The organism is Micrococcus sp. 116 (genome assembly GCF_902506395.1).
GTDB lineage: Bacteria > Actinomycetota > Actinomycetes > Actinomycetales > Micrococcaceae > Micrococcus > Micrococcus luteus.
This window is the reverse complement of sequence record NZ_LR732370.1, coordinates 865218-887447: the sequence shown is the minus strand read 5'-3', so window position 1 is coordinate 887447 and position 22230 is coordinate 865218. Positions and strand designations below refer to the sequence as shown.

Annotated in this window: 16 protein-coding genes, 1 tRNA gene and 1 pseudogene; 6 read left to right on the top strand and 12 right to left on the bottom strand. The window is 71.5% G+C overall.

Features of this window, described 5'->3' with window-relative positions:
- Positions 1–23: 23 nt before the first annotated feature.
- From CITRIK5_RS04200 to CITRIK5_RS04185, 4 genes are all read right to left on the bottom strand, one after another.
- Complete coding sequence (locus CITRIK5_RS04200; protein WP_010078749.1) at positions 24–1694, bottom strand: monovalent cation/H+ antiporter subunit D family protein; 1671 nt, start codon at positions 1692–1694, stop codon at positions 24–26.
- The gene (locus tag CITRIK5_RS04195; RefSeq protein WP_010078750.1) at positions 1691–2122 is read right to left on the bottom strand and encodes a cation:proton antiporter subunit C; all 432 of its coding nucleotides are present in this window, start codon (positions 2120–2122) and stop codon (positions 1691–1693) included. The genes CITRIK5_RS04200 and CITRIK5_RS04195 overlap by 4 nt, the downstream gene beginning before the upstream one ends.
- Positions 2119–4992 (bottom strand): DUF4040 family protein, encoded by a 2874-nt coding sequence (locus CITRIK5_RS04190; protein ID WP_044658966.1) that lies wholly within the window; start codon positions 4990–4992, stop codon positions 2119–2121. The genes CITRIK5_RS04195 and CITRIK5_RS04190 overlap by 4 nt, the downstream gene beginning before the upstream one ends.
- 70 nt (positions 4993–5062) lie before the next feature.
- A tRNA-Leu gene (locus tag CITRIK5_RS04185) sits at positions 5063–5144 on the bottom strand.
- Between the two features lie 176 nt (positions 5145–5320).
- Between CITRIK5_RS04185 and CITRIK5_RS04180 the strand changes: the two genes are divergently transcribed.
- Positions 5321–5917 (top strand): ANTAR domain-containing response regulator, encoded by a 597-nt coding sequence (locus CITRIK5_RS04180; protein WP_010078752.1) that lies wholly within the window; start codon positions 5321–5323, stop codon positions 5915–5917.
- 18 nt (positions 5918–5935) lie between these two features.
- On the opposite strand, the gene pyk is transcribed toward CITRIK5_RS04180, so the two are convergent.
- The 4 genes from pyk to lgt form a co-directional block, all read right to left on the bottom strand.
- Positions 5936–7423: a pyruvate kinase gene (gene pyk / locus CITRIK5_RS04175; protein WP_036338629.1), complete on the bottom strand. Its 1488-nt coding sequence runs from the start codon at positions 7421–7423 to the stop codon at positions 5936–5938.
- A gap of 76 nt (positions 7424–7499) precedes the next feature.
- Positions 7500–8960: a glutamate synthase subunit beta gene (locus CITRIK5_RS04170; RefSeq protein WP_010078754.1), complete on the bottom strand. Its 1461-nt coding sequence runs from the start codon at positions 8958–8960 to the stop codon at positions 7500–7502.
- Positions 8953–13605, bottom strand: a complete 4653-nt coding sequence (gene gltB, locus CITRIK5_RS04165) for a glutamate synthase large subunit (protein WP_049147614.1) — start codon at positions 13603–13605, stop codon at positions 8953–8955. The genes CITRIK5_RS04170 and gltB overlap by 8 nt, the downstream gene beginning before the upstream one ends.
- Positions 13606–13808: 203 nt before the next feature.
- Entirely contained in the window at positions 13809–14846 is a 1038-nt protein-coding gene (gene lgt / locus CITRIK5_RS04160) for a prolipoprotein diacylglyceryl transferase (RefSeq protein ID WP_370462571.1), read from the bottom strand.
- Between the two features lie 353 nt (positions 14847–15199).
- Here lgt and CITRIK5_RS04155 point away from each other — a divergent pair, with 353 nt between their 5' ends.
- Positions 15200–16621: a hemolysin family protein gene (locus CITRIK5_RS04155; RefSeq protein WP_036337238.1), complete on the top strand. Its 1422-nt coding sequence runs from the start codon at positions 15200–15202 to the stop codon at positions 16619–16621.
- A complete protein-coding gene (locus tag CITRIK5_RS04150; RefSeq protein WP_036337237.1) occupies positions 16621–17637 on the top strand; it encodes a CNNM domain-containing protein in 1017 nt (338 codons plus the stop codon). The genes CITRIK5_RS04155 and CITRIK5_RS04150 overlap by 1 nt, the downstream gene beginning before the upstream one ends.
- Positions 17638–18089: 452 nt before the next feature.
- Here CITRIK5_RS04150 and CITRIK5_RS04145 read toward each other — a convergent pair whose 3' ends face one another.
- Entirely contained in the window at positions 18090–18479 is a 390-nt protein-coding gene (locus CITRIK5_RS04145; protein ID WP_101966230.1) for a heavy metal-responsive transcriptional regulator, read from the bottom strand.
- A gap of 71 nt (positions 18480–18550) precedes the next feature.
- Here CITRIK5_RS04145 and merA point away from each other — a divergent pair, with 71 nt between their 5' ends.
- Positions 18551–19999: a mercury(II) reductase gene (merA, locus tag CITRIK5_RS04140; RefSeq protein WP_041103924.1), complete on the top strand. Its 1449-nt coding sequence runs from the start codon at positions 18551–18553 to the stop codon at positions 19997–19999.
- 271 nt (positions 20000–20270) lie between these two features.
- Here the strand turns inward: merA and CITRIK5_RS04135 are convergent, their stop codons facing one another.
- From CITRIK5_RS04135 to CITRIK5_RS04125, 3 genes are all read right to left on the bottom strand, one after another.
- Positions 20271–20411, bottom strand: a complete 141-nt coding sequence (locus CITRIK5_RS04135) for a hypothetical protein (protein WP_002854087.1) — start codon at positions 20409–20411, stop codon at positions 20271–20273.
- Between the two features lie 64 nt (positions 20412–20475).
- Complete coding sequence (locus CITRIK5_RS04130; RefSeq protein ID WP_159833123.1) at positions 20476–21387, bottom strand: cation diffusion facilitator family transporter; 912 nt, start codon at positions 21385–21387, stop codon at positions 20476–20478.
- Positions 21387–21761: a helix-turn-helix transcriptional regulator gene (locus CITRIK5_RS04125; protein WP_041103922.1), complete on the bottom strand. Its 375-nt coding sequence runs from the start codon at positions 21759–21761 to the stop codon at positions 21387–21389. Before CITRIK5_RS04125 ends, CITRIK5_RS04130 begins: the two co-directional genes overlap by 1 nt.
- 78 nt (positions 21762–21839) lie before the next feature.
- On the opposite strand from CITRIK5_RS04125, the pseudogene CITRIK5_RS04120 reads away from it, so the two are divergent.
- Positions 21840–21974: pseudogene (locus CITRIK5_RS04120) on the top strand (ArsR family transcriptional regulator); the annotation flags it as partial.
- 44 nt (positions 21975–22018) lie between these two features.
- Positions 22019–22230: transposase (locus tag CITRIK5_RS04115; protein ID WP_159833709.1), on the top strand; the 212-nt coding region annotated here is incomplete at its 3' end.

Here is a 22230-nt window from a genome sequence, read left to right as displayed (position 1 = left end):
CGGAGGCTGCGGGAGTGCGGTGCTCATGGGTTGAGCACCGCCTCGATGTACCTGCTGGGGTCCATCAGGCCCTGAGCCGCGAGGTCGGTGACGGTCCACAGGGCCTGACCGCCGAGCCCGAGGGCGAGGGTGGCCATAGCTAGGACGACGGCGGGGGCGGCCAGCCGGCCTGGGATGCGGGAGCGCGTGACGTCCTCGTCCGGATCCACGGTCACCGGCAGCACGCCCGTGGGCGGATCGAGGGTTTCCTGCGAGGCCCACGACTCGGTGCGCTCGTGGTCGGTGCTCGAGCCGCGGCCGGAGGGCGACGGCACGGAGCCCGCCCGGCCCACGATGGGCATGGCCGCGGTGGCCAGGCGCTCGCGGTGCCCGTGTGGGGCCGTCGGAGCGCCCCAGAACCAGGCGTCCCACACCCGCAGCAGAGCCCACAGGCTCACCAGGGAGGCGCCCAGCACCAGCGCAGCGGTGACACCGCGGCCGGCGTCCAGGCCGGCGCTGACGAGCATGAGCTTGCCCACGAACCCGGAGAAGGGCGGGATGCCGACCAGGGAGAGCAGGCCCACGAAGAAGGCGACGGCGATCAGCGGCTCGCGCCGGGCCAGGCCCTGCAGGTCCGCGAGACGGCCGGTGCCGTAGCGCACCTCGATCGCGCCGGCCGCCATCAGGAGGCAGCCCATCGCCACCATGTGGTGCACGAGGTAGAACAGGCCCGCCGCGAGACCCAGGCGCGTGGAGAGCCCGAGTCCGACGAGGATGCCGCCGATGCCGCTCACCATCTGCCACGACAACACGGCGCGCACACCGTGCTCACCGACCGAGGCGAGCGCACCCACCACGAGGGTGGCGAGGGACAGGACCAGGATGAGCGGCAGCAGACGCGCATCGCCGTCGTACATGACGGAGTAGATCCGGTAGAGCCCGTACACGGCGACCTTGGTGTGCAGGGCGGCGAAGAGGGCCGTCACCGCCGGGGAGGTCGAGGAGTACGCCCAGGCCAGCCAGCCGTGCAGCGGGGCCACCGAGGCCTTGATGGACAGTGCGAACAGCACCATGCCCGCGGCGATCGCGATGCGTGGGTCCGCCGCGGCGGACCCGGCGAGCATCGCGAGGTTCACCGAGCCGGTCAGCCCGTAGACGAAGCCGACGCCGACCAGGAGGATCGTGGAGGTTAGCAGGTTGAGGGTGACGTACAGCCGCGCCCCGTCCACTCGGCGCAGGGGCTCACGGCGGTTGGCGGAGAGGACGTAGAGGCCGTAGCTGGGCACCAACATGACCTCGATGAACACGAACAGGTTGAACAGGTCCGCCGTCAGCAGGGCGCCGTTGACTCCGCCGATGAGGATCAGGAGCAGCGGGGCGAAGAACTGGGAGTTAGCGACGCGGGAGCCGTAGGCGAACGCCGCGCCCACGATCGTGAGGGCGCTCGTGAGCACGAGCATCAGGGCGGACAGCATGTCCGCTGCGAAGCCGATCCCGATGCCCCCGGGCCAGCCGCCCAGCGAGGTGGCGAGCACGGACCCGTCGAGGGCGTGGACGCCCAGGGCCAGCCCGCCGGTGGTGACGAGTCCGAGCACCGCGAACAGGACTGCCCGGTGGAGGCGGGGACGCTCCCCCGCCAGCACGAGCAGACCGGCGGACAGCAGCGGGACGGCGGCGAAGAGGGGCAGCAGCTGGCCCAGCGGGACGGCGCTCATCGACGCACCTCCGGGCCCTGGCCGGCGTAGTGCTGCGCGATCCGGCCGGCCGCGGCGTGCCGCTCCTCGCGCGGGAAGCGTGCGTCGGCGGCGGCCTGCTCCAGGGAGTCGCGGGTCTCCCCCGGCGAGGCCACCGCGTCGTCCGCGCGCCCGGTGACGGCCAGCGCGAGCAGCAGCACGGTGATCGCGAAGGCGATCACGATAGCGGTCAGGACGAAGGCCTGCGGCAGGGCATCGGCCTGCACCTCGACGTCTGAGGTCCCCGCGAAGGGCAGCCCGCGGCGGTCGGTGCCGCCCGCGGCGATGATGGCCAGGTTGGCGGCGTGGCCCAGCAGGACCATGCCGAGGATCACGCGCAGCAGCTCGCGCTTGGAGAACAGGTAGAACGCGCCGAAGGTCAGAAGTCCCACGGTAAGGGCGACGGTCATCGGGTGACCTCCTCTCGTGCAGTCGTGGTGGTCGGGGCCGAGGGATCGGAGGACGGGGCCGCCGGCGCGACGCCGGGGTCACGGCTCGAGGCGCGGAGCGGGTCCTCACCCGGCCGCTCGGGGCCGAGCAGGGAGAACGCGGCCACGATCAGGCCGATCACGGCCAGGTACACGCCCATGTCGAACGCGAGCGTGGTGGAGAGCCCGTAGTCCAGGACCTTCACTCCCGCGGCTCCGAGGAAGCCCTTGCCGGTGAGGTAACCGACGATCCCCGTCGCGGTGCCGACGGCGATGCCCGAGCCGATGAAGGCCAGGTACGGCCACCGCAACTCCGGGGCCGTGTCCGAGTCGGCGGCCAGGTAGAGCAGGGCGTAGCCGGCACCGGCGACCAGTGCGGCGATGAAGCCGCCGCCGGGCTCGTAGTGCCCGCGCAGCAGCAGGAACGCGGACAGCAGGATGATCAGCACGCCGAAGACACGGCCGAACACCCGGATGTGGACGAGGTTCTCGCGCACGTGGGCGAGTGGGGAGCGCATGTCCACGGCGGAGGGCTGTGGAGGCGTCGGCCGACGGTTGAGCAACAGGGCCGCGATGGTCAGCGCCGTCGCCCCGAGCACGGTCATCTCGCCCCACGTGTCCACGGCGCGGAAGTCCACGAGGATCACGTTCACCACGTTGGTCCCCCCAGCCTGGGCATAGCTCTGGGTCAGGTAGAAGTGGGCGATCTCCGACATGCTGGAGCGGCCGGTGAACGCGAGCACGCCCAGGGTCGCGGCGACGCCGGCGACGGAGGCGGCGAGGACCGCCTGCATCCTGCGCGGGGTCGGCTCGTCGCTGAAGCGGGCGGGCAGGCGGCGCAGCAGCAGCACCATGACGCACACCGTGAGCACCTCGACCATCAGCTGGGTCAGGGCCACGTCCACGGCGCCGAGGGTGAGGAACCACAGGGTCATGCCGAACCCTACGACGCCGACCACCACCATGGCGGCGATGCGCGTCTTGGCGCGGATGGTGGCGATCACGCCGGCACCCACCAAGACGACCAGCACCCAGTCGTGCCAGCGCGAGGGCTGGCCGACGACGGCGGGCAAATCCTCGATCGTGGCGACACCGGCCACGGCGAGGAGCCCCAGGACCAGGGCGGGGATGAGGAGGTGGGGGCGGGGAGCCAGGGTGCCGGAGGCGCGCGAGACGACCGCGCCGACGCCGATCAGCCGGTGCCGAACCTCGTCCACCGCATCCAGGGCGGAGAACGGCAGGGCGGCGTGGGAGGCCACGCGCTCCACCGGGCGGCGCAAGGCCACCAGCAGCAGACCGAGCACGATGATGGCGGCGGAGACGAGCAGGGCCGTGTTCACGCCGTGCCACAGCGCCAGGTGCGCGTGCACCTCCGCGCCGGAGGCGGCCTCGGCCGCGTAGGAGACGGGGGTGTCCAGCACACCGGGCAGCAGGCCCAGGGCCACGCCCGCGGCCGCGGCCAGCACGGGCACGCCCCAGAAGGTGGCAGGAGCCTCGTGGACCTCGTCCTCCCGGCCGGTCGGCCACGAATGGGCGGCCCCGTCCGGGCTTGGACCCCAGAGGCCCAGGGCGCCGAGCACGAGACGGCCGGAGTAGGCCACGGTGAACACGGAGGTCAGGGCGATGCCGGCGGTGACGAGGACGGGGAGCCATGCGGGACCGGGGGTCCCGAGAGCGGCCTCGACCAGGCCCTCCTTGGAGATGAAGCCGAACAGCGGCGGGATGCCCGCCATCGACAGGGCGGCGACGGCGATCGCCGTGCCGGTGACCGGCATGCGCACGTGGCGGGCCGCGAGCTCTCGCAGGTCGCGGGTGCCGGCCTCGTGGTCGACCACGCCGATCAGCATGAACAGCGCCGACTTGAACAGCGCGTGCGCCACGGTGTGCACGATCGCCGCGGTAAGCGCGACGGGGGTGCCGATGCCGATGGCGGTCACCAGCAGGCCCAACTGGCTCATCGTGGAGTAGGCCAGCAGACCCTTGAGGTCGTGGCGACGGATCGCGGAGACGGCGCCCAGCAGGGCCGTGATGAGGCCCGAGCCGATCAACAGCGCGGACCACACCGGGTTCCCGGCCAGGACCGGGCTGAACACCAGCAGCAGGAAGATGCCGGCCTTGACCATCGCCGCGGCGTGCAGGTAGGCGGAGACCGGGGAGATGGCCACCATGGAGTCCGGCAGCCACGCCTGGAACGGGAACTGGGCGGACTTGGTGAACGCGGCCACCGCCAGCAGGACGGCGACCGTGGTGGTGAAGCCCGCCTCGGACCACACGTCCGAGGCCAACACCCCGGACAGCGAGGCAGTGCCGGTCCGCACGGCCATGAGGGCGACGGCGGCCAGCAGCGCGAGGCCGCCGCCCACGGTCACGAGCAGGGTCCGGATCGCGGGGTCGCGGGCATGGTCCCCCGAGCGCCCGATGAGGAAGAAGGAGGTGAAGGAGGTGAACTCCCACGCGACGAAGAGGACCACGATGTTGTCGGCGAGCACCAGCAGCAGCATCGACGCCGCGAACGCGGTCATCAGCAGGTAGAAGGAGCCGGGTCGGCTCTCCGTGCGGTCCCGACTGAGGTACCGGCTGGAGTAGGCGAGGATCGCGGCGCCGATGACGAGGACGATCATGGCGAACACCAGGGCCAGGCCGTTCAGCCGGAGGTCGAGGTCCACCCCGACCGCGGGGATCCACGGATGGTGCTCCGTCCGGACGTCGCCCGTCCACGCCGCGATCAGCACGCCGGCCGCGGCCAGCAGGGGTGCGGCCAGGACCCAGCCCGCGTCCCTGCCCAGCGCCCGGGAGGCCGGGACGGCCGCCACCACCGAGAGGAGGGTCAGCAGGAGGCTGGTCAGGAGCACAGGACACCACTCATCTCGGGTCGATCGGTCACGGACACGGCGCCCACGGCGGGTGGCCGCGCGCCGACGGTGCCCGAAGTGGGACTCGAACCCACACGCCTCTCGGCACCGCATTTTGAGTGCGGCGTGTCTACCGATTCCACCATTCGGGCAGTGCCGCCCGGAGGCGGGACTCGATCACCCTATCAGCGCCCCGACCCGGCGTCCCCGGCCTTCCGGCGGGCGGTCCCCGCCGCCGCGCCCGCGCCGCGCCCATGGCGCACGGTAGCCTGGTGGACCACCAGCGGCGCCGCACCGACGCCGTCCCGGCCCGCACGAAGGAGCTGCCGTGTCCACGCTGACGCCTCCCGAGGAGACCGGCCTGCGGGCCGTCGTCGCCGAGGACGAGACCCTCATCCGCCTCGACCTGGTGGAGGTGCTCACCGGGGCGGGCTACCGGGTGGTCGCCGAGGCCGGCGACGGCCGCGCCGCCGTCGAGGCCGTGCGCGAGCACCGCCCGGACATCGTGGTGATGGACGTGAAGATGCCCGTGATGGACGGCATCGCGGCTGCGGGCGAGATCGCCGGGGAACGGCTCGCCCCCGTGGTCATGCTGACCGCCTTCAGCCAGCGCGAGCTGGTGGAGCGCGCCCGGACCGCCGGGGCCATGGCCTACGTGGTCAAGCCCTTCACCGAGGCCGACCTGGTCCCCGCCATCGAACTGGCCGTGGCCCGCTTCGACGAGCTGCGCAGCCTCGAGGCCGAGGTGCGGGACCTGGGCGACCGCCTGGAGACCCGCAAGATCGTGGACCGGGCCAAGGCGCTGCTCCAGGAGCGGATGCGCCTGACCGAGGCCGAGTCCTTCCGCTGGATCCAGAAGACCTCCATGGACCGGCGCCTGACCATGCGGGAGGTCGCGCAGGCCGTCATCGACCAGGTCGGCTGAGCGGCGCCCGCGCGCTCGTCAGAGCGGGGAGCGGGCCGGCCAGAAGCCGACCGGCTCGCGCGTCTGCGGCGAGGCGGCGGACGAGCCGCCCGCGGCGTCGTCGCCCACGCGGTGCACACGCAGCGTGTTCGTGGAGCCCACGGCCCCGGGAGGGGACCCGGCGGCGATCACCACGAGGTCGCCGTGCTCGGCGATGCCCTCCGACGTGAGCGACTGCTCGACCTGGAGGGTCATCTTGTCCGTGGAGTCCTGGAACGGGACCATCTTCGGGTAGACGCCCCACGTCAGGCACAGGATGTTGTGCGTGTGCTCGTGGTGGGTGAACGCGTAGATCGGCTGACGCGGCCGCAGGCGGCTGAGCCGACGGGCCGAGTCGCCGGACTCGGTGAACGTGGCGAGGAACGGGATCTCGAGCTGGTTCGCGACCTCGACGGCGGCCCGGGTGATCGCGCCGCCGCGCGTGCGGGGACGCGAGCCGAGCGGGTGGATGAGTTCGAGGCCGTGGGTCTCGGTGGACTCGATGATCCGGGCCATCGTCTGGACCGTCTCGACTGGATACGCGCCCACTGAGGTCTCGCCCGAGAGCATGACGGCGTCCGCGCCGTCGAGCACGGCGTTGGCGCAGTCCGAGGCCTCGGCGCGCGTCGGGCGCGGGCTGTCGATCATCGACTCGAGCACCTGGGTGGCCACGATGACCGGCTTCGCCCACCGGCGGGCGAGGTCCACCGCACGCTTCTGCACCACGGGCACGTCCTCGAGCGGCAGCTCCACACCGAGGTCGCCGCGGGCCACCATGATGGCGTCGAACGCGTCCACGATGGCCTCGAGGTTCTCCACCGCCTGGGGCTTCTCGATCTTGGCGATGACCGGGACCCGGCGCTCCTCCTCGTCCATGATCTCGTGCACCCGGTCCACGTCCGCGGCGTCCCGCACGAAGGACAGCGCCACCATGTCCACGCCGGTGCGCAGCGCCCAGCGCAGGTCCCGCTCGTCCTTCTCGGACAGGGCGGGCACGTTCACCGCCACGCCGGGCAGGTTGATCCCCTTGTTGTCCGAGACCATGCCCGGCACCTCGACCTCGGCCAGCACGTCCGTGTCCGTGACCTCGACGGCGCGCAGGCGCACCTTGCCGTCGTCCACCAGGAGCACGTCACCGGGGGCGACGTCCCCGGGCAGCCCCTTGTGGGTGGTGCCGACCAGCTCGCGGGTCCCGGGCACGTCCCGGGTGGTAATGGTGATCCGATCGCCCCTCTCGAGCAGATGCGGGCCGTCGGTGAAGCGGCCGAGGCGGATCTTGGGGCCCTGGAGGTCCGCGAAGATCGCGACCGGGCGCCGCTCCTCCACGCTGAGCCGGCGCACCCGCTCGAAGGAGGCCGCGTGCACCTCGTGGTCCCCGTGGCTCATGTTGAGGCGGACCACGTCCGCCCCCGCCCGGATGATCGAGCGGGTGGTCTCGTCGGAGTCGGTGGCGGGCCCGAAGGTGGCGATGATCTTGGCGTGTCGCATGCGACCCACGATAGGGGGCGGGCCCGCCCTCGGTGGAGGGCGGGCCCGCGTGGCGTCGGAAGATGAGACGGAGGACTCAGCCGAGGACGAGGCCGCGGTCGTCCGGGTCCACGGGGTGCGGCAGTCGGGACCAGCGCTCGAGCGACTCGTCGACCTCCTGCGCGCACGCACGCCCCTCGGCGATGGCCCAGACCACCAGGGAGGCGCCGCGCCCGGCGTCGCCGCACGCGAACACGCCCGGCTCGTCGGTCTCGTACCCGTCCTTCCGGGCCACGAGCCCGCGTGTCACGTGCACGCCGAGCTGCTGCGTGAGCAGCCCCTCCTCGATGCCGGTGAAGCCCAGCGCCAGCAGCACCAGGTCCGCCTGGACCTCGCGCTCGGTGCCCGCCTTGGGCCCGCGCGTGCCGTCCTCGCGGTACTCGGTCTCCGCCACGCGCAGGGCGCGCACGCGGCCGTGCTCGTCGCCGAGGAACTCGACCGTGGAGGCAAGGTGCGCGCGGGCGCCGCCCTCGGCGTCGGCCGTGGTCTGCTGGTGGACCTTGGGGATCGTGGGCCACGGCTGGTGGACGGGGCGCTCGACCGGCAGCTGCTGGCCGATCGCCAGCGTCGTCACGGACGCCGCCCCCTGGCGGTGCGCGGTGCCGATGCAGTCCGCGCCAGTGTCGCCGCCGCCGAGGATCACCACGTGGCGCCCCTCGGCGGAGATCTGGTCCGGGACCTCGTCGCCGGCGACCGCGCGGTTGGACTGCACGAGGTAGTCCATGGCGAGGTGGATCCCGTCGAGGCCGCGGCCGGGGACGGGCAGCTCGCGGGCCACGGGGGCGCCGGTCGCCACGATCACGGCGTCGAAGCGGGCCTTGAGCTGGTCCCAGGGCAGGTCGACGCCGATCTCCACGCCGGTGCGGAACCGGGTGCCCTCGGCCTCCATCTGCGCCAGGCGCCGGTCCAGGACGTCCTTCTCCAGCTTGAAGTCCGGGATGCCCAGCCGCAGCAGGCCGCCGAGGCGCTCGTCGCGCTCGTAGACCACCACGGTGAAGCCGGCGCGGGTGAGCTGCTGCGCCGCGGCCAGTCCCGCCGGGCCCGAGCCGACGACGGCCACGGTGTGGCCGTTCAGGCGGGCCGGCACGACCGGCTCGAGCCAGTCGTTGTCGAAGATCTGCTCCGCGATCGCCACCTCGGTCTGCTTGATGGTGACCGCGGGCTGGTTGATGCCCAGGGTGCAGGAGTCCTCGCACGGGGCGGGGCAGATCCGCCCGGTGACCTCGGGGAAGTTGTTGGTCGAGTGCAGTCGCGCGGCGGCCTCGTCCCAGCGTCCCCGCCGGACCAGGTCGTTCCACTCCGGGATGAGGTTGCCCAGCGGGCACCCGGAGTGGCAGAACGGGATGCCGCAGTCCATGCACCGGCCGGCCTGGGTGCGCACGATCGCCTCGTCCTGGCGGACGTACACGTCCTTGAAGTCCATGATGCGCACCGGCACCGGACGCGTGGGGCGCTCGACGCGCTCCCGGTTCTTCAGGAATCCGCGCGGATCAGCCACGGGTCACCTCCAGCAGTCGGTCCCAGACGGCCTCCCCGTCCGGGTCGAGTCCCTCGGCCGTCGCGGCCTGACGGGTGCGCAGCACGAGGTCGTACTGCCGGGGCAGGACGGTCGTGAAGCGGTCCCACGCGGCGTCGGCGGCGTCCCCGCCGGCCCGCAGGTCGGCGAGCAGCGCGGCGGCGACGGCGGAGCCCGTCTCCGCGCGGTGCAGCTCCAGCAGCTCGGCGATCCGCAGCCGGTCCTGCGCGGACGGCGCCTCGAGGATCAGGGCGTCCTCGCGGACGGCGAGTGGGTTCAGGTCCTCCCGGTCCAGGTCCAGCACCCAGGCCCGCCCGCCGGACATGCCGGCGGCGAGGTTGCGGCCGGTCTCGCCGAGGATCAGCGCCTCACCGCCGGTCATGTACTCCAGGCCGTGGTCGCCGATGCCCTCGGCCACCGCGGTGGCGCCGGAGTTGCGCACGAGGAACCGCTCCCCCACGCGGCCGCGCAGGAACAGCTGGCCCGAGGTGGCGCCGTAGCCGATCACGTTGCCGGCCACGGTGTTCTCCTCGGCCACGAACGGGGCCTCGGCGTCGGGGCGGACGATCACGCGTCCCCCCGACAGGCCCTTGCCGACGTAGTCGTTGGCGTCGCCCGAGAGCCGCAGGGTGACGCCGGCGGGCAGGAAGGCGCCGAGGGACTGGCCGGCCTCGCCCGTCAGGCGCACGGTGATCGTGTCGTCGTCCAGCTCGTCGGCGAGCCGCGTGCTCGTGACGTGGTAGCCCAGCAGCGTGCCCACGGACCGGTCCGTGTTCACGACGGCCTCGTCCATCACGACGGGCGTGCCCGTCGTGAGCGTGTCCCCCAGCCGGGCGATGAACCGGTGGTCGATGTGGGAGGCGAGGTCGTGGTCCTGCTCGGTGGTGCGGCGCATGGGCGCGTCCTCGTGGCCCGGACGCCGGCCGACGGAGGGGTCCGCGAGGATGCCCGAGAGGTCCAGGCCCTCGGACTTCCAGTGGTGCAGGGCCGCGTCCACGTCGAGCAGCTCGCGGTGGCCGATCGCCTCGTCGAGCGTGCGGAAGCCCAGCTGCGAGAGCAGCTCGCGGACCTCCTGCGCGATGAACTCGAAGAAGTTGACGACGAACTCGGGCTTGCCCGTGAAGCGCGCGCGCAGCTCGGGGTTCTGGGTGGCCACGCCCACGGGGCACGTGTCCAGGTGGCACACGCGCATCATGATGCAGCCGGAGACCACGAGCGGGGCGGTCGCGAAGCCGAACTCCTCGGCCCCGAGCAGTGCGGCGATCACGACGTCCCGGCCGGTCTTGAGCTGCCCGTCCACCTGGACGGTGACGCGCTCGCGCAGGCCGTTGAGCATGAGCGTCTGCTGCGCCTCGGCCAGGCCGATCTCCCACGGGGTGCCCGCGTGCTTGAGGGAGTTCAGCGGGGAGGCGCCCGTTCCGCCGTCGTGGCCGGAGATGAGCACGACGTCGGCGCGCGCCTTGGCGACGCCCGCGGCCACCGTGCCCACGCCGGACTCGGAGACGAGCTTGACGTGGACCCGCGCGGTCGGGTTGGCCCGCTTGAGGTCGTGGATCAGCTGCGCCAGGTCCTCGATCGAGTAGATGTCGTGGTGCGGCGGCGGCGACACCAGGGAGACGCCCGGGGTCGAGTGCCGCGTGCGGGCGACCCACGGGTACACCTTGGTCCCCATCAGCTGGCCGCCCTCGCCGGGTTTGGCGCCCTGGGCCATCTTGATCTGCAGGTCGGTCGCGGTGGCCAGGTACAGGCTGGTGACGCCGAACCGGCCCGAGGCGATCTGCTTGATCTTCGAGCGGCGCTCCGGGTCCAGCAGGCGCTCGGGGTCCTCGCCGCCCTCGCCCGAGTTCGAGCGGGCGCCGAGGCGGTTCATGGCGATCGCGAGGGTCTCGTGCGCCTCCTGCGAGATGGAGCCGTAGGACATCGCGCCGGTGGAGAAGCGGCGCACGATCGACTCGACGGGCTCCACCTCGGAGACGGGCACCGGCGGCCGCTCGCCCGTGCGCAGGCGCATGAGCCCGCGCAGGGTCATGAGCTCCTCCGCTTGGTCGTCCACGCGACGCGTGTAGTCCTTGAAGACGTCGTAGCGCCGCTCCCGCGTGGAGTGCTGGAGGCGGAACACGGTCTCGGGGTTGAACAGGTGCGGCGCGCCCTCGCGCCGCCACTGGTACTCGCCGCCCACCTCGAGCTCGCGGTACGGGTTGATGTCGTTGCCGTCCGGCGGATACGCGAACTCGTGGCGCGCCTGGATCTCGGCGGCGACGACGTCGATGCCCACGCCGTCGAGCGGGCTCGTGGTGCCCACGAAGTAGCGGTCCACGAAGCGCCGGGACAGGCCGAGCGCCTCGAACGTCTGGGCGCCGGTGTAGGAGGCGACCGTGGAGATGCCCATTTTGGACATGATCTTCTGGACGCCCTTGCCGAGCGCCTTGATCAGGTTCGCCACGGCCTGCTCGGCGGTGACGCCCGAGACCTCCCCCGTGCGCACGAGCTCCTCGGCGGACTCCATGGCCAGGTACGGGTTGACCGCGGAGGCCCCGTAGCCGAGCAGGACGGCCACATGGTGGACCTCGCGCACGTCGCCCGCCTCGACGATCAGCGAGCTCTTGGTGCGGTTGGCCGAGGCCAGCAGGTGGTGGTGCACGGCGGAGGTCAGCAGCAGGGACGGGATCGGCGCCCACTGGGCGGTGGCGCCGCGGTCGGACAGCACCACGTACTCCACGCCGCGGTTGACGGCGGCCGAGACCTGCTCGCAGATCGCCTTCAGCTGGGCGCGGAGCTCCTCGACGCCTCCGGCCACCCGGTACACGCCGTTCACCTTGAGGGTCAGGCGGGTGCCGTCGGCGTCGCGCAGGTGCTGGATGCGGGCCAGCTGGTCGTTGTCGATCACGGGGAACGGGACGTCGACCTGGCGGGTGCGCACCTGCTCGAGGGAGAGCACGTTGCCCTGCGGGCCGATCGCGGTGCGCATCGAGGTCACCTGCTCCTCGCGGATCGCGTCGAGCGGCGGGTTCGTCACCTGGGCGAAGGACTGCACGAAGTAGTCGAAGAGCAGCCGGGGCCGCTTGGCGAGGACGGCGATGGGCGTGTCCGTGCCCATCGCACCGAGCGGCTCGGCGCCCGTCTGGGCCATCGGCCCTACGAGGATGCGCAGCTCCTCCGAGGTGTACCCGAAGATGCGCTGACGCTGCAGGATCGACTCGGAGGTGTGGCGGACGTGCTCGCGCTCGGGGAGCGACTCCAGGTCCAGGAGGTTCTGGCGCACCCAGTCCTCCCACGGCTGGGCGGAGGCGACCTCGGCCTTGATCTCGTCGTCGCCGATGATCCGGCCCTGCTCGGTGTCCACGAGGAACATGCGCCCCGGGGCCACGCGCCCCTTGCGCACCACCGCCGAGGGCTCGATCGGCACGACGCCGACCTCGGAGGCCAGGACGACGAGGCCGTCGTCGGTGACCCACCAGCGGGCGGGGCGCAGGCCGTTGCGGTCCAGCACGGCGCCCACCTGGGTGCCGTCGGAGAAGGCGACGGCGGCCGGTCCGTCCCAGGGCTCCATGAGCATGGAGTGGTACTGGTAGAAGGCGCGGCGGGCCGGGTCCATGGTCGCGTGGTTCTCCCACGCCTCCGGGATCATCATCATGATCGCCTGGGTGAGCGGGCGCCCGGAGAGCATGAGCAGCTCCGCGACCTCGTCGAAGGAGGCCGAGTCCGAGCCGATGGGGCTGATCAGCGGGAACAGGTCCTCGGGGACCTCGCCGAGCATCGGGTGCTTGAGCTGGCCCTGACGGGCGCGCATCCAGTTGCGGTTGCCCTTGACCGTGTTGATCTCGCCGTTGTGCGCGATGGTGCGGAACGGCTGGGCCAGCGGCCACGAGGGGAAGGTGTTGGTGGAGAACCGCGAGTGGACCACGCCCAGCCGGGTGGTGAACCGCTCGTCGGAGAGGTCCGGGTAGAACGGCTCCAGCTGGGCCGTCGTCAGCATGCCCTTGTAGACGATCGTCTGGGACGAGAGCGAGGGGAAATAGACGCCGGCGCGGGACTGGGCGCGGCGGCGCACCCGCCACGCCCGCACGTCCAGCGACTGCCCCGGCTCGGTGCCGTCCTGACCGTCCGCCAGGGACAGGAACAGCTGCTCGAACGCGGGCATGGCCGCCCGGGAGCCGACGCCCAGGGCCGAGGGGTCGGTGGGCACCTCGCGCCACGCCAGGACCTGCAGCCCCTCCTCCTCGGCCAGCCGCTCGACGGCCTCCTTCGCCTCGGCGCGCTCGCCGTCGACGGGCGGCAGGAAGGCGGTGCCGGCGACGTACTCGCCCACGGGGGGCAGCTCGGCGTCGACGACGGCACGGAACAGCTCGTCGGGGATCTGGGTCAGCAGGCCGGCGCCGTCGCCGGTGCCCTCGTCGGCGCCCACCGCCCCGCGGTGCTCGAGCGCGCGCAGGGCGGTCAGCGCGTGCTGGACGATGTCGTGGCCCGGGGTGCCCCGCAGGGTGGCGATGACGGCGAGGCCGCAGTTCTCGGTCTCCCGGGACGGGTCGTAGAGGCCCTGGGCGGCGGGGACGTCCGCATAGCGGACGAAGGGATCCACCGGTCCCCCCGCGCGGGGGGCCGAGGCGGGCGAGGATGCCACGGGCATGGTGCCGTCCTTTCCGGAGAGCAGGGGCTCGGACGGGGACGGCGCTGGCCCCGACGCTCGGGGCCGACGGCCCCGAGGTGGAAGAGACGCTACCGGGCGCGACGTCCCACTGTGCGGAACCGGACGTTCTGTGACACGCCGAATGTCCACCATGTGGGACACCGGGGCCCCGGGCGCCCCTCGCGGGCGCGCCGGGGAGCGGGTCAGCGCCGGACGGCGTCGTCCTCCGCCGCGCCCACGGCGTGGGACCCGGAGCGGCCCGCGGCGACGGCGACGCCGTCGTCGCCCTCGGGGGCGTGCCCGGCGCGCCACACGCTCTGGTGGGCGTGGGGGCCGGCGGCCGCGCCGCGATGGCGCAGCAGGATCCCGACGATGAACGCGAGGGCGATGACGAACACCAGCAGGGACGTCCACACGTTGAGCCGCTGGGTGACGCCGAAGAGCGTGACCATCTCGGCGTCGTCGATGCGCAGCATCTCGATCCACGTGCGGCCCGCGGTGTACCAGGCGACGTAGGACCACAGCATGAGGCCGTGGCGCAGGTGCAGCGCGCGGTCCACGAGGAGCAGCAGCGCGACCCCGGCCAGGTTCCACAGGCACTCGTAGAGGAACGTGGGGTGGAACAGCGTGTCCGGGGCGTAGCCGGCCGGGAAGTTCGGGCTGGCCGGGTCGACCTCGAGCCCCCAGGGCAGGGTCGTCGGGCCGCCGAACAGCTCCTGGTTGAACCAGTTGCCCCAGCGGCCCACGGCCTGGGCCAGCAGGATGCCCGGGGCGACGACGTCGCCGAAGGCGCTCAGGCGCAGCCCGTACCGGCGGCACGCGATCCAGGCGCCCACGGCGCCCAGCGCGATGGCGCCCCAGATGCCCAGGCCGCCGTTCCACACGTACAGGATCTGGATCGGGTCGCCCGTGCCGTCGAAGCCGGGGCCGAAGTACCGGTCCGGCGAGGAGAACACGTGGTAGAGCCGCCCGCCGACGAAGCCGAACGGGATGGCCCACAGGGCCACGTCCAGGACGCGCCCCTCGGGGCCGCCCCGGGCCTTCCAGCGGCGCTCGGCCAGCCACAGCGCCAGGACGATGCCCAGGATGATGCTCAGCGCGTACGCGTGGATCTTCACCGGGCCGATCTCGAAGCCGTCCCAGGTGGGGGCGGGGAACGCGGCCAGGGGTGCGAGCGGCGCCTGGTACGCCACCCGCAAATCGAGGTAGCAACCTCCACGCGCGTCTGGGCGACCAGTCATGACGGCGTCAAGCGCCAGACAGCGACCACAAGATGCCGCCACACAAAGATCAACTCCACAGGACCGTTTCTGACGTGATGCTCTCGTGGGCGGACGGGGCGTGTAAAGGGGTATACCCGGCTGGACATCCTGGCGGGCAGATGCCCGATGTCGGCGGCGAGGCCACACCCCACCTTGCCCTGCGACCGGTTACCGGTGGTAATGTGCCGCCATTATTCATTCGACCCCTTATGGAGCCCCTGAATACATGAGCGACGGCCCAGCCGCCTGCCCTGGTGACAGTCCGAGCGTCACCCCCACCCCACCCCGCAGCTGGCGGGGTCGCCTGCACCTCGTGGGGAGGTGACTCAGGCATGGATCCAGTCCTGACACTGATCCTCGGATCCCTCATCATCCTGGCGATCATCGCCGCCAACGGCTTCTTCGTGGCCCAGGAATTCGCGTACATGTCTGTAGACCGCGTCCGCCTGCAGACCGCCGCCAAGGCCGGCGACCGCGCCGCCGCCCGCGCACTGCAGGTCACTCGCCGCACCTCCTTCATGCTCTCCGGCGCGCAGCTGGGGATCACGGTCACAGGCCTCATGGTGGGCTACGTGGCAGAGCCGATGGTGGGTGCGGCCCTGACCGAGTTGCTCGGCGGCACCGCACTGCCTTCTGAAGTGGTCATCGCCATCTCCACGCTGGGCGTACTGGTGGTGGCCACCCTGGTGCAGATGATCATCGGCGAGCTGTACCCCAAGAATTTGGCCATCGCCAACCCCGAGCCCCTGGCCCGCGCTCTGGCCCGGCCCACACAGATCTACCTCGGCCTGTTCGGCTGGCTCATCTGGGTCTTCGACAAGGCGGCCGAGGTGCTGCTCAAGCTCCTGCGCATCGAGCCAGTGCACGACGTCGACAGCACCGCCTCCGCCGAGGACCTGGACCGCATTGCCCTGGACTCCAGAGCTTCCGGATCCTTGCCCGCGGAGGTCTCCGTCCTGATCGACCGGGTGCTGGACTTCCCAGACCAGGACGTGCAGCACGCGATGGTGCCCCGCTCGCGTGTGGACGAGGTTCAGCCCCAGACCTCCCTGGCTCAGGTGCGCGACCTGATGGCCACCGGCCACACCCGCTACCCGGTGATCTCGAACGAACACGAACCGCTCGGGGTAGTCCACCTCACCGACCTGCTCGGTGAGACCCGGATGGCCCCGGACACCCCCGTGTCCGCCCTGATGCGCCCTGCACTGGTGCTGCCCACGATGATGTCCCTGCCCGACGCAGCCCGGGAGCTCGACGGCTCAGGGCAGCAGATGGCGTGCATCGTGGACGAGTTCGGCGGCTTCGTCGGCGTGCTCACAGTGGAAGACCTCGCGGAGGAGCTCGTGGGCGAGCTCACGGACGAGCACGACCTGCACCCCCAGGAGGAGATCACCGCCACAGGCCTGCACTCCTGGGTCCTGAGCGCAGAGGCCCACCTGGACGAGCTCGAGCGCCTCGTCGGGCACCCCCTGCCCGTGACCGAGGCCGAGTCCGCCGCCGGTCTGACCATCGACGCTCTGGGCCGTCTGCCCCGGGAAGGCGAGGTCATCACGATCGACCTGCCCGAGGACCCACGAGACTTCGGGGCTGAGGAGGTCTACGACCGCCACCTGCAGGTCGAGGTCCTCTCCATCCAACGCAGGGTCCCGGCTCGACTGCGGATCCACCTCATCGAGGTGCCCCGCTCTGACACCGCCGGCAGCCATGCCGCCCACGAGGCCCAGCCCGACGCCACCACGGACGAGGAGCGATGATGCACGGTCCACTGATCGTCATGCTCGTGACCACAGCGCTGATCGTGCTCAGCGCGATCTTCGTCATCATGGAGTTCTCCCTGCTGGGCGCCCGCCGGCACCGGCTAGAGGCCGAGGCAGGACGCAGCCGCGCCGCGCGGGCCGCTCTCAAGGGAGTCGACGAGCTGACCCTCATGCTCGCCGCAGCCCAGTTGGGCATCACCTTGTGCACCTTCGCCCTGGGGGCGATCACCAAGCCGGCCGTCGACGCATGGCTCGGCCCCGTCCTGGAGGACTGGGGCATCCCCGCAGCGGCAGCCGGAACCGCCTCCTTCGTCCTGTCCTTGCTGGCCGTGACCTTCCTTCACCTGGTCATCGGGGAGATGGCCCCCAAGTCCTGGGCCATTGCCCACCCCGAGACCGCAGCCAAAGCCGTGGCCGTGCCCGCACGCGCCTTCGTCTGGACCGTTCGCCCCCTGCTGCTGCTGGCCAACCGGCTGGCCAACCGCCTGGTGACCCTCAGCGGCGTCACCCCCGTGGACCAAGCCGCCGTGGGCGGCTACGACGCAGCGGCCATTCGTCAGCTGGTTGAGCACTCCGCCGCCGCCGGCACCCTGGACCGGCAGAACCATGAAGCCTTGGCCGGTGCCCTGGACCTTCAGACCCTCACTCTCGGGGACCTCCTCCCCCAGGGTCAGCACCCGGTCAAGGTCGCCCCCGACGCCGACGTCGAGGCGGTCCAGAATGCCGCTGCGTGCTCAGGGCACTTGCGTATCCTGGTCCAGCCGGACCATACCCCTGAGAGCGTTCCGGGCGTCGTCCACGTGCGGGACACCCTCACGATGGAGCCTTCTGCGCCAATCCAGCCGCTTATCCAGCAGGCTCTGACGCTGCCCTCCACCACACCGTTGCACGAAGCACTTGCCTCCATGCGCCGCAACAGCCGCCAGCTGGCCGCAGTGACCCAGGACAACCGGTTCACTGGGGTCGTCACCCTCACCGACGTCTTGCGCGGAGTGTTGCCCCGCGCGGCTTGAGTCCACACCTCGGCAACACCACCGCGGGGGCCGCTGAAACGGCCCCCGCGGTGGTGTGGACAAAGAATCAGAATCGGCACAGTGGCCTCGCCCCCCATTCCGGCCTCAATGGGCTCAGTCATGCTCCGACTCACGGGCGTGTAACGGCTAAATCGGTCGTTTGTGGCGGCTGCTCGGTGTGCCGCCCGGTGTCATGTGTGGCTTGCGCCGCTATATGGCGGGGTTCTGTCGGAGCTCAGTGGCGGCCTCCAAGCACGCGGGCAAGAGGGCGCTGCGAGTGAGGCTCACGTTCCGCAAGCCGATCCTTCACCGGGACAGCGGCCGACGGCAGGCCGGAGGAATAGGCGTCGCGATAGGGTGCACCCCGCGCAACAGAACCGTTGCGAAAGGTCTAACACCCCAACGCAACAGAGTGGGCCGCCATGCGCTGCCACGGGCCCGTGACTTCGGTGTCACAGGTAGCGGCAGACATCCTCGGGGGAGCACATGGCCGGGTCGCCGGCGGCGGCGTCCTCGCGCAGGTCGGCGATCGTGGTGCGTAGCTGCGCGAGCTCGGCGAGTTGCCGGTCGATCACATCAAGGCGGGTGTCGAGCAGGTCGGTGACGTGCCGGCAGGGGGCCTGCCCCCGGTCGCGGATGTCCAGCACCTGACCGATCTGGGCCAGGGTCAGCCCGGCCGCTTGCCCCCGGCGGATGAAGTCCAGCCGGTCGAGCACCTCGGCGCCGTAGTCCCGGTAGCCCGCCGGGGTGCGGTCCGCGGCGGGTAGCAGCCCGACCTCCTCGTAGTACCGCAGGGTCTTGCTCGTCGTGCCCGACGCCCGAGCCACCTCACCGATCCGCATGCCACTCATTCTCCCCCTTGACCTTCCAGTGCACTGGAAGGTCGATCCTGAGGGCGATGAAGGAGGAGTTCATGACGGCAACGGCTAACAGCAGGTCGTATGACCTGGCAATGATCGGGTCCGGTGGGGCGGCGTTCGCGGCCGCGATCCGCGCCACCAACCTCGGCAGACGGGTGGTGATGATCGAGCGTGGCACCGTCGGCGGTACCTGCGTGAACACCGGGTGCGTGCCCTCCAAGGCCTTGCTCGCGACCGCCGAGGCCCGCCACGTCACACTCGACGCCTCCCGGTTCCCCGGCCTGCCGCTCCCCGAAGTCCGGCCGGTCGACATGCCCGCCTTGATCGCCGGCAAGGATCGGCTCGTCGGGTCACTGCGTGGCGAGAAGTACCTGGACCTGGCCACCGAGTACGGATGGGATCTCCACCCCGGGGACGCCACGTTCGTCGGCACACCCAGCGAGCCGGCACTGCGCGTCACCGGCCCTGACGGCACGGTGGAGACGGTCCGGGCCGCGCACTACCTCATCGCCACCGGCTCCAGGCCCTGGGCGCCGCCGGTCCCCGGCCTGCAGGAGGCCGGTTACCTGACCTCGACCACCGCGATGGAACTGGACCACGTCCCGGAGTCGCTGCTGGTCATCGGCGGCGGCTACGTCGCGATGGAGCAGGCCCAGCTCTTCGCTCGGCTCGGCGTCCGGGTCACCATGCTGGTCCGCTCACGGCTGGCGTCCCAGGAAGAACCCGAGGCGTCCACCGCCCTGGATGAGATCTTCACGGACGAAGGCATCCAGATCATCCGCGGCGCGGTGCCCAGCGCGGTCCGCCGCGACCCGGCCACCGGCGAGGTCACGGTCACTGCCACCACCACTGACGGCTCACAGGAACTCCGGGCGGCCGAGGTACTCGTCGCCACCGGGCGCCGCCCGGTCACCGCCACGCTCGGTCTCGACACCGTCGACGTGCGCACCGGCGACCACGGCGAGGTGGTTGTCGACAGCCATCTGCGCAGCACCAACCCGCGCGTCTGGGCTGCCGGTGACGTCACCGCCCACCGTCAGTTCGTGTACGTCGCCGCGGCCCACGGCGCCCTCGTCGCCGACAACGCCCTCACCGGCGCCGGCCTCGAGGTCGACTACCGCCACCTGCCCCGGGTCGTGTTCACCAGCCCCGCCCTGGCCGCCGTCGGGATGACCGAACGGCAGGCCTCCGCTGCCGGGATCCGCTACGACAGCCGTGTCCTGTCACTCGCGCACGTCCCACGCGCGATCGTCAACCGCGACACCCGCGGGTTCATCAAGATGGTCACCGACGCCGACACCGGCCGCATCATCGGCATTACCGCCCTGGCCCAGGACGCCGGCGACCTCGCCGCCGCCGGGGTCTACATGCTCGAGGCCGGCATGACCACCAGCCAGGTCGCCAACCTCTGGAGCCCCTACCTGACCATGGCCGAAGGCCTCAAGCTCACCGCGCAGGCCTTCACCACCGACATCGCCAAGCTCTCCTGCTGCGCGGCGTGAACCTGCCCCGCACACAGGGACACCGATAGGGGACCGCCTCGCCCCGGGGCGCGAGACAAGAAAATGGGCGCCGATCAGCCCTACTTACTGGCACCCCTGCGTATCGGACCTGCAACCACCGGGGAGTTCAGTCGATGCAAGAACTCCCGTCCCAGGCCTATATCTGGACGTCTTCACGACCTCTACGTGCTCGACCCGACGAGGACAGCACTGGACGACGCGATGACCGCCTTGCGGCGCCGCCATGAGGCCGCGGTCCGTTTGGGCCGCGTCACCGCACCACCATGACCACGATCGTCACCACGTAAGCCGCGGCGACCAGACCGATCCCCAGCAGGGTGAGCACCACCCCGCGCCGGGCCGGCCGCTGGCCCTCGTCCGGCCCGGGGCCCTTGCCGTGCTTCGCGGTCATCGCGCGCTCCTAAGACGTTGCTCAAGCATGTGCGGCTCTCGCGAGCGGGCTTCCGTGCCGAGTGCTACCAGCTCAGGTCGTGACAGCCGTCGCTGCCGGCGCCCTCCACCTGCAAGGTGGCATGGGCGATACCGTAACGGTCGCGCAGCACCCGGCGCGCGCCGGCAAGCACGGCGCCGTGGTCCGCGCCCTGGTCAGCGACCAGGTGGGCCGTGGCCACGTTCATCCCCGACGTCAGGGTCCACAGGTGCAGGTCGTGGACCTCCTCCACCCCCTCGACCGCGTCCAGGTCACCGGCGACGTCCTCCGGGTCCACCCCTTCCGGGGCGTGCTGGCCCAGCACCGCGATCACCTGCCTGCCCAGAACCACCGCCCGGATGATGACGAAGACCGCGATGAGCGCCGCGACCACGACGTCCCAGATCGGCTGGCCGGTGAGAATGATCAGCACGCCGGCGACCATGACACCCACCGACCCGGCGGCGTCGGCGATCACCTCGTAGTAGGCGCCCTTGACGTTCAGGCTGTCCTTGGCCCCGCTGCGCAGCAGCAGCATGGAGATGATGTTGATCACCAGGCCGGCGAAGCCGACCGCGAGCATGGCGCCGGAGGCCACCTCCGGCGCGTCGCCCAGCCGGCTGATGGCCTCGACCACCACGTACACCCCGACCGCGAGCATCGCCAGCACCGCCAACGCCGAGGCGAACACCTCGGCCCGGTAGGAGCCATAGGTGCGTCGCCCCGTGGAGTCCGGCCGGCTCGCGATGCGCGTCGCCAGCAGCGCCGCACCCAGCACCACCACATCGGCAGCCATGTGCCCGGCATCCGACAGCAGCGCCAACGACCCCGACACCAGCCCCGCGACCAGCTCGATCAGGAAGAAGCCCGCCGTCAGGGCGAACGCCCCCGCCAGCCGCCGACGGTAGCGGCCACCGGCCTGCCCGGTCGCCGGGGCATGGCTGTGTCCCGCCCCCATCAGCCCTGCCCCTCGTGGCGGGCGTGCTCACGGGAGACGTCCAGCAGCATCCGCACATGCCCGTCAGCGAGGCGGTAGTACACCATCCGCCCCTCCCGGCGGTTCTCGACCACCCCAGCGGAACGCAGCACCCGCAGCACCTGGGACACCGACGCCTCCGCGACATCGACCGACGCCGCCAGGTCACACACGCACAGCTCGCCGGCCTCCAGCAACGCATACAGCACCCGGGCACGGCGCGGGTCCCCCAGGAGCTTGAACAGCCCGGCCAACCTGCCGGCCTCGCGCTCGTCGGGGATCCTCTCCCGGGTCAGCGCCACCTTCTCCGGATGGACGGCGGTGACCTGACACGAATCCAACGGCGTCACACTCATGCCACGACCATACACCTATGCAGATATCAGCAGCGGGAGCCACACACGAGAGGTCAGCAGGTTCTGTATGGTCAGCGCATGCTGACTATTGCTTCGCGGCTGGACGTGATGAACCGGCTGGGCCGGGCGATGGCCGACCCGACCCGCTCCCGCATCCTCATGACACTCCTCGAGGGCCCGAGCTACCCGGCGGTACTCGCCCGCGACCTAGGGCGTGTCTGAGAATAGATGCACGAGTCAGCTGAGACCCTGGGGACATGTCCCGGTTCCAGATGCTCTCTGACACCCAATGGGAGTTGATCGCCCCGATGCTCCCGACCCGGACCGGCCGCGCCGGCAGGCCGTTCGCCGACGCCCGCGCCATGGTGGAGGCGATCATCTACCGGTACCGGTGCGGAATCGCTTGGAGGGATCTGCCCGAGGTCTACGGGCCCTGGCAGACCGTGTGGACCTGGCATCGGCGCTTGGC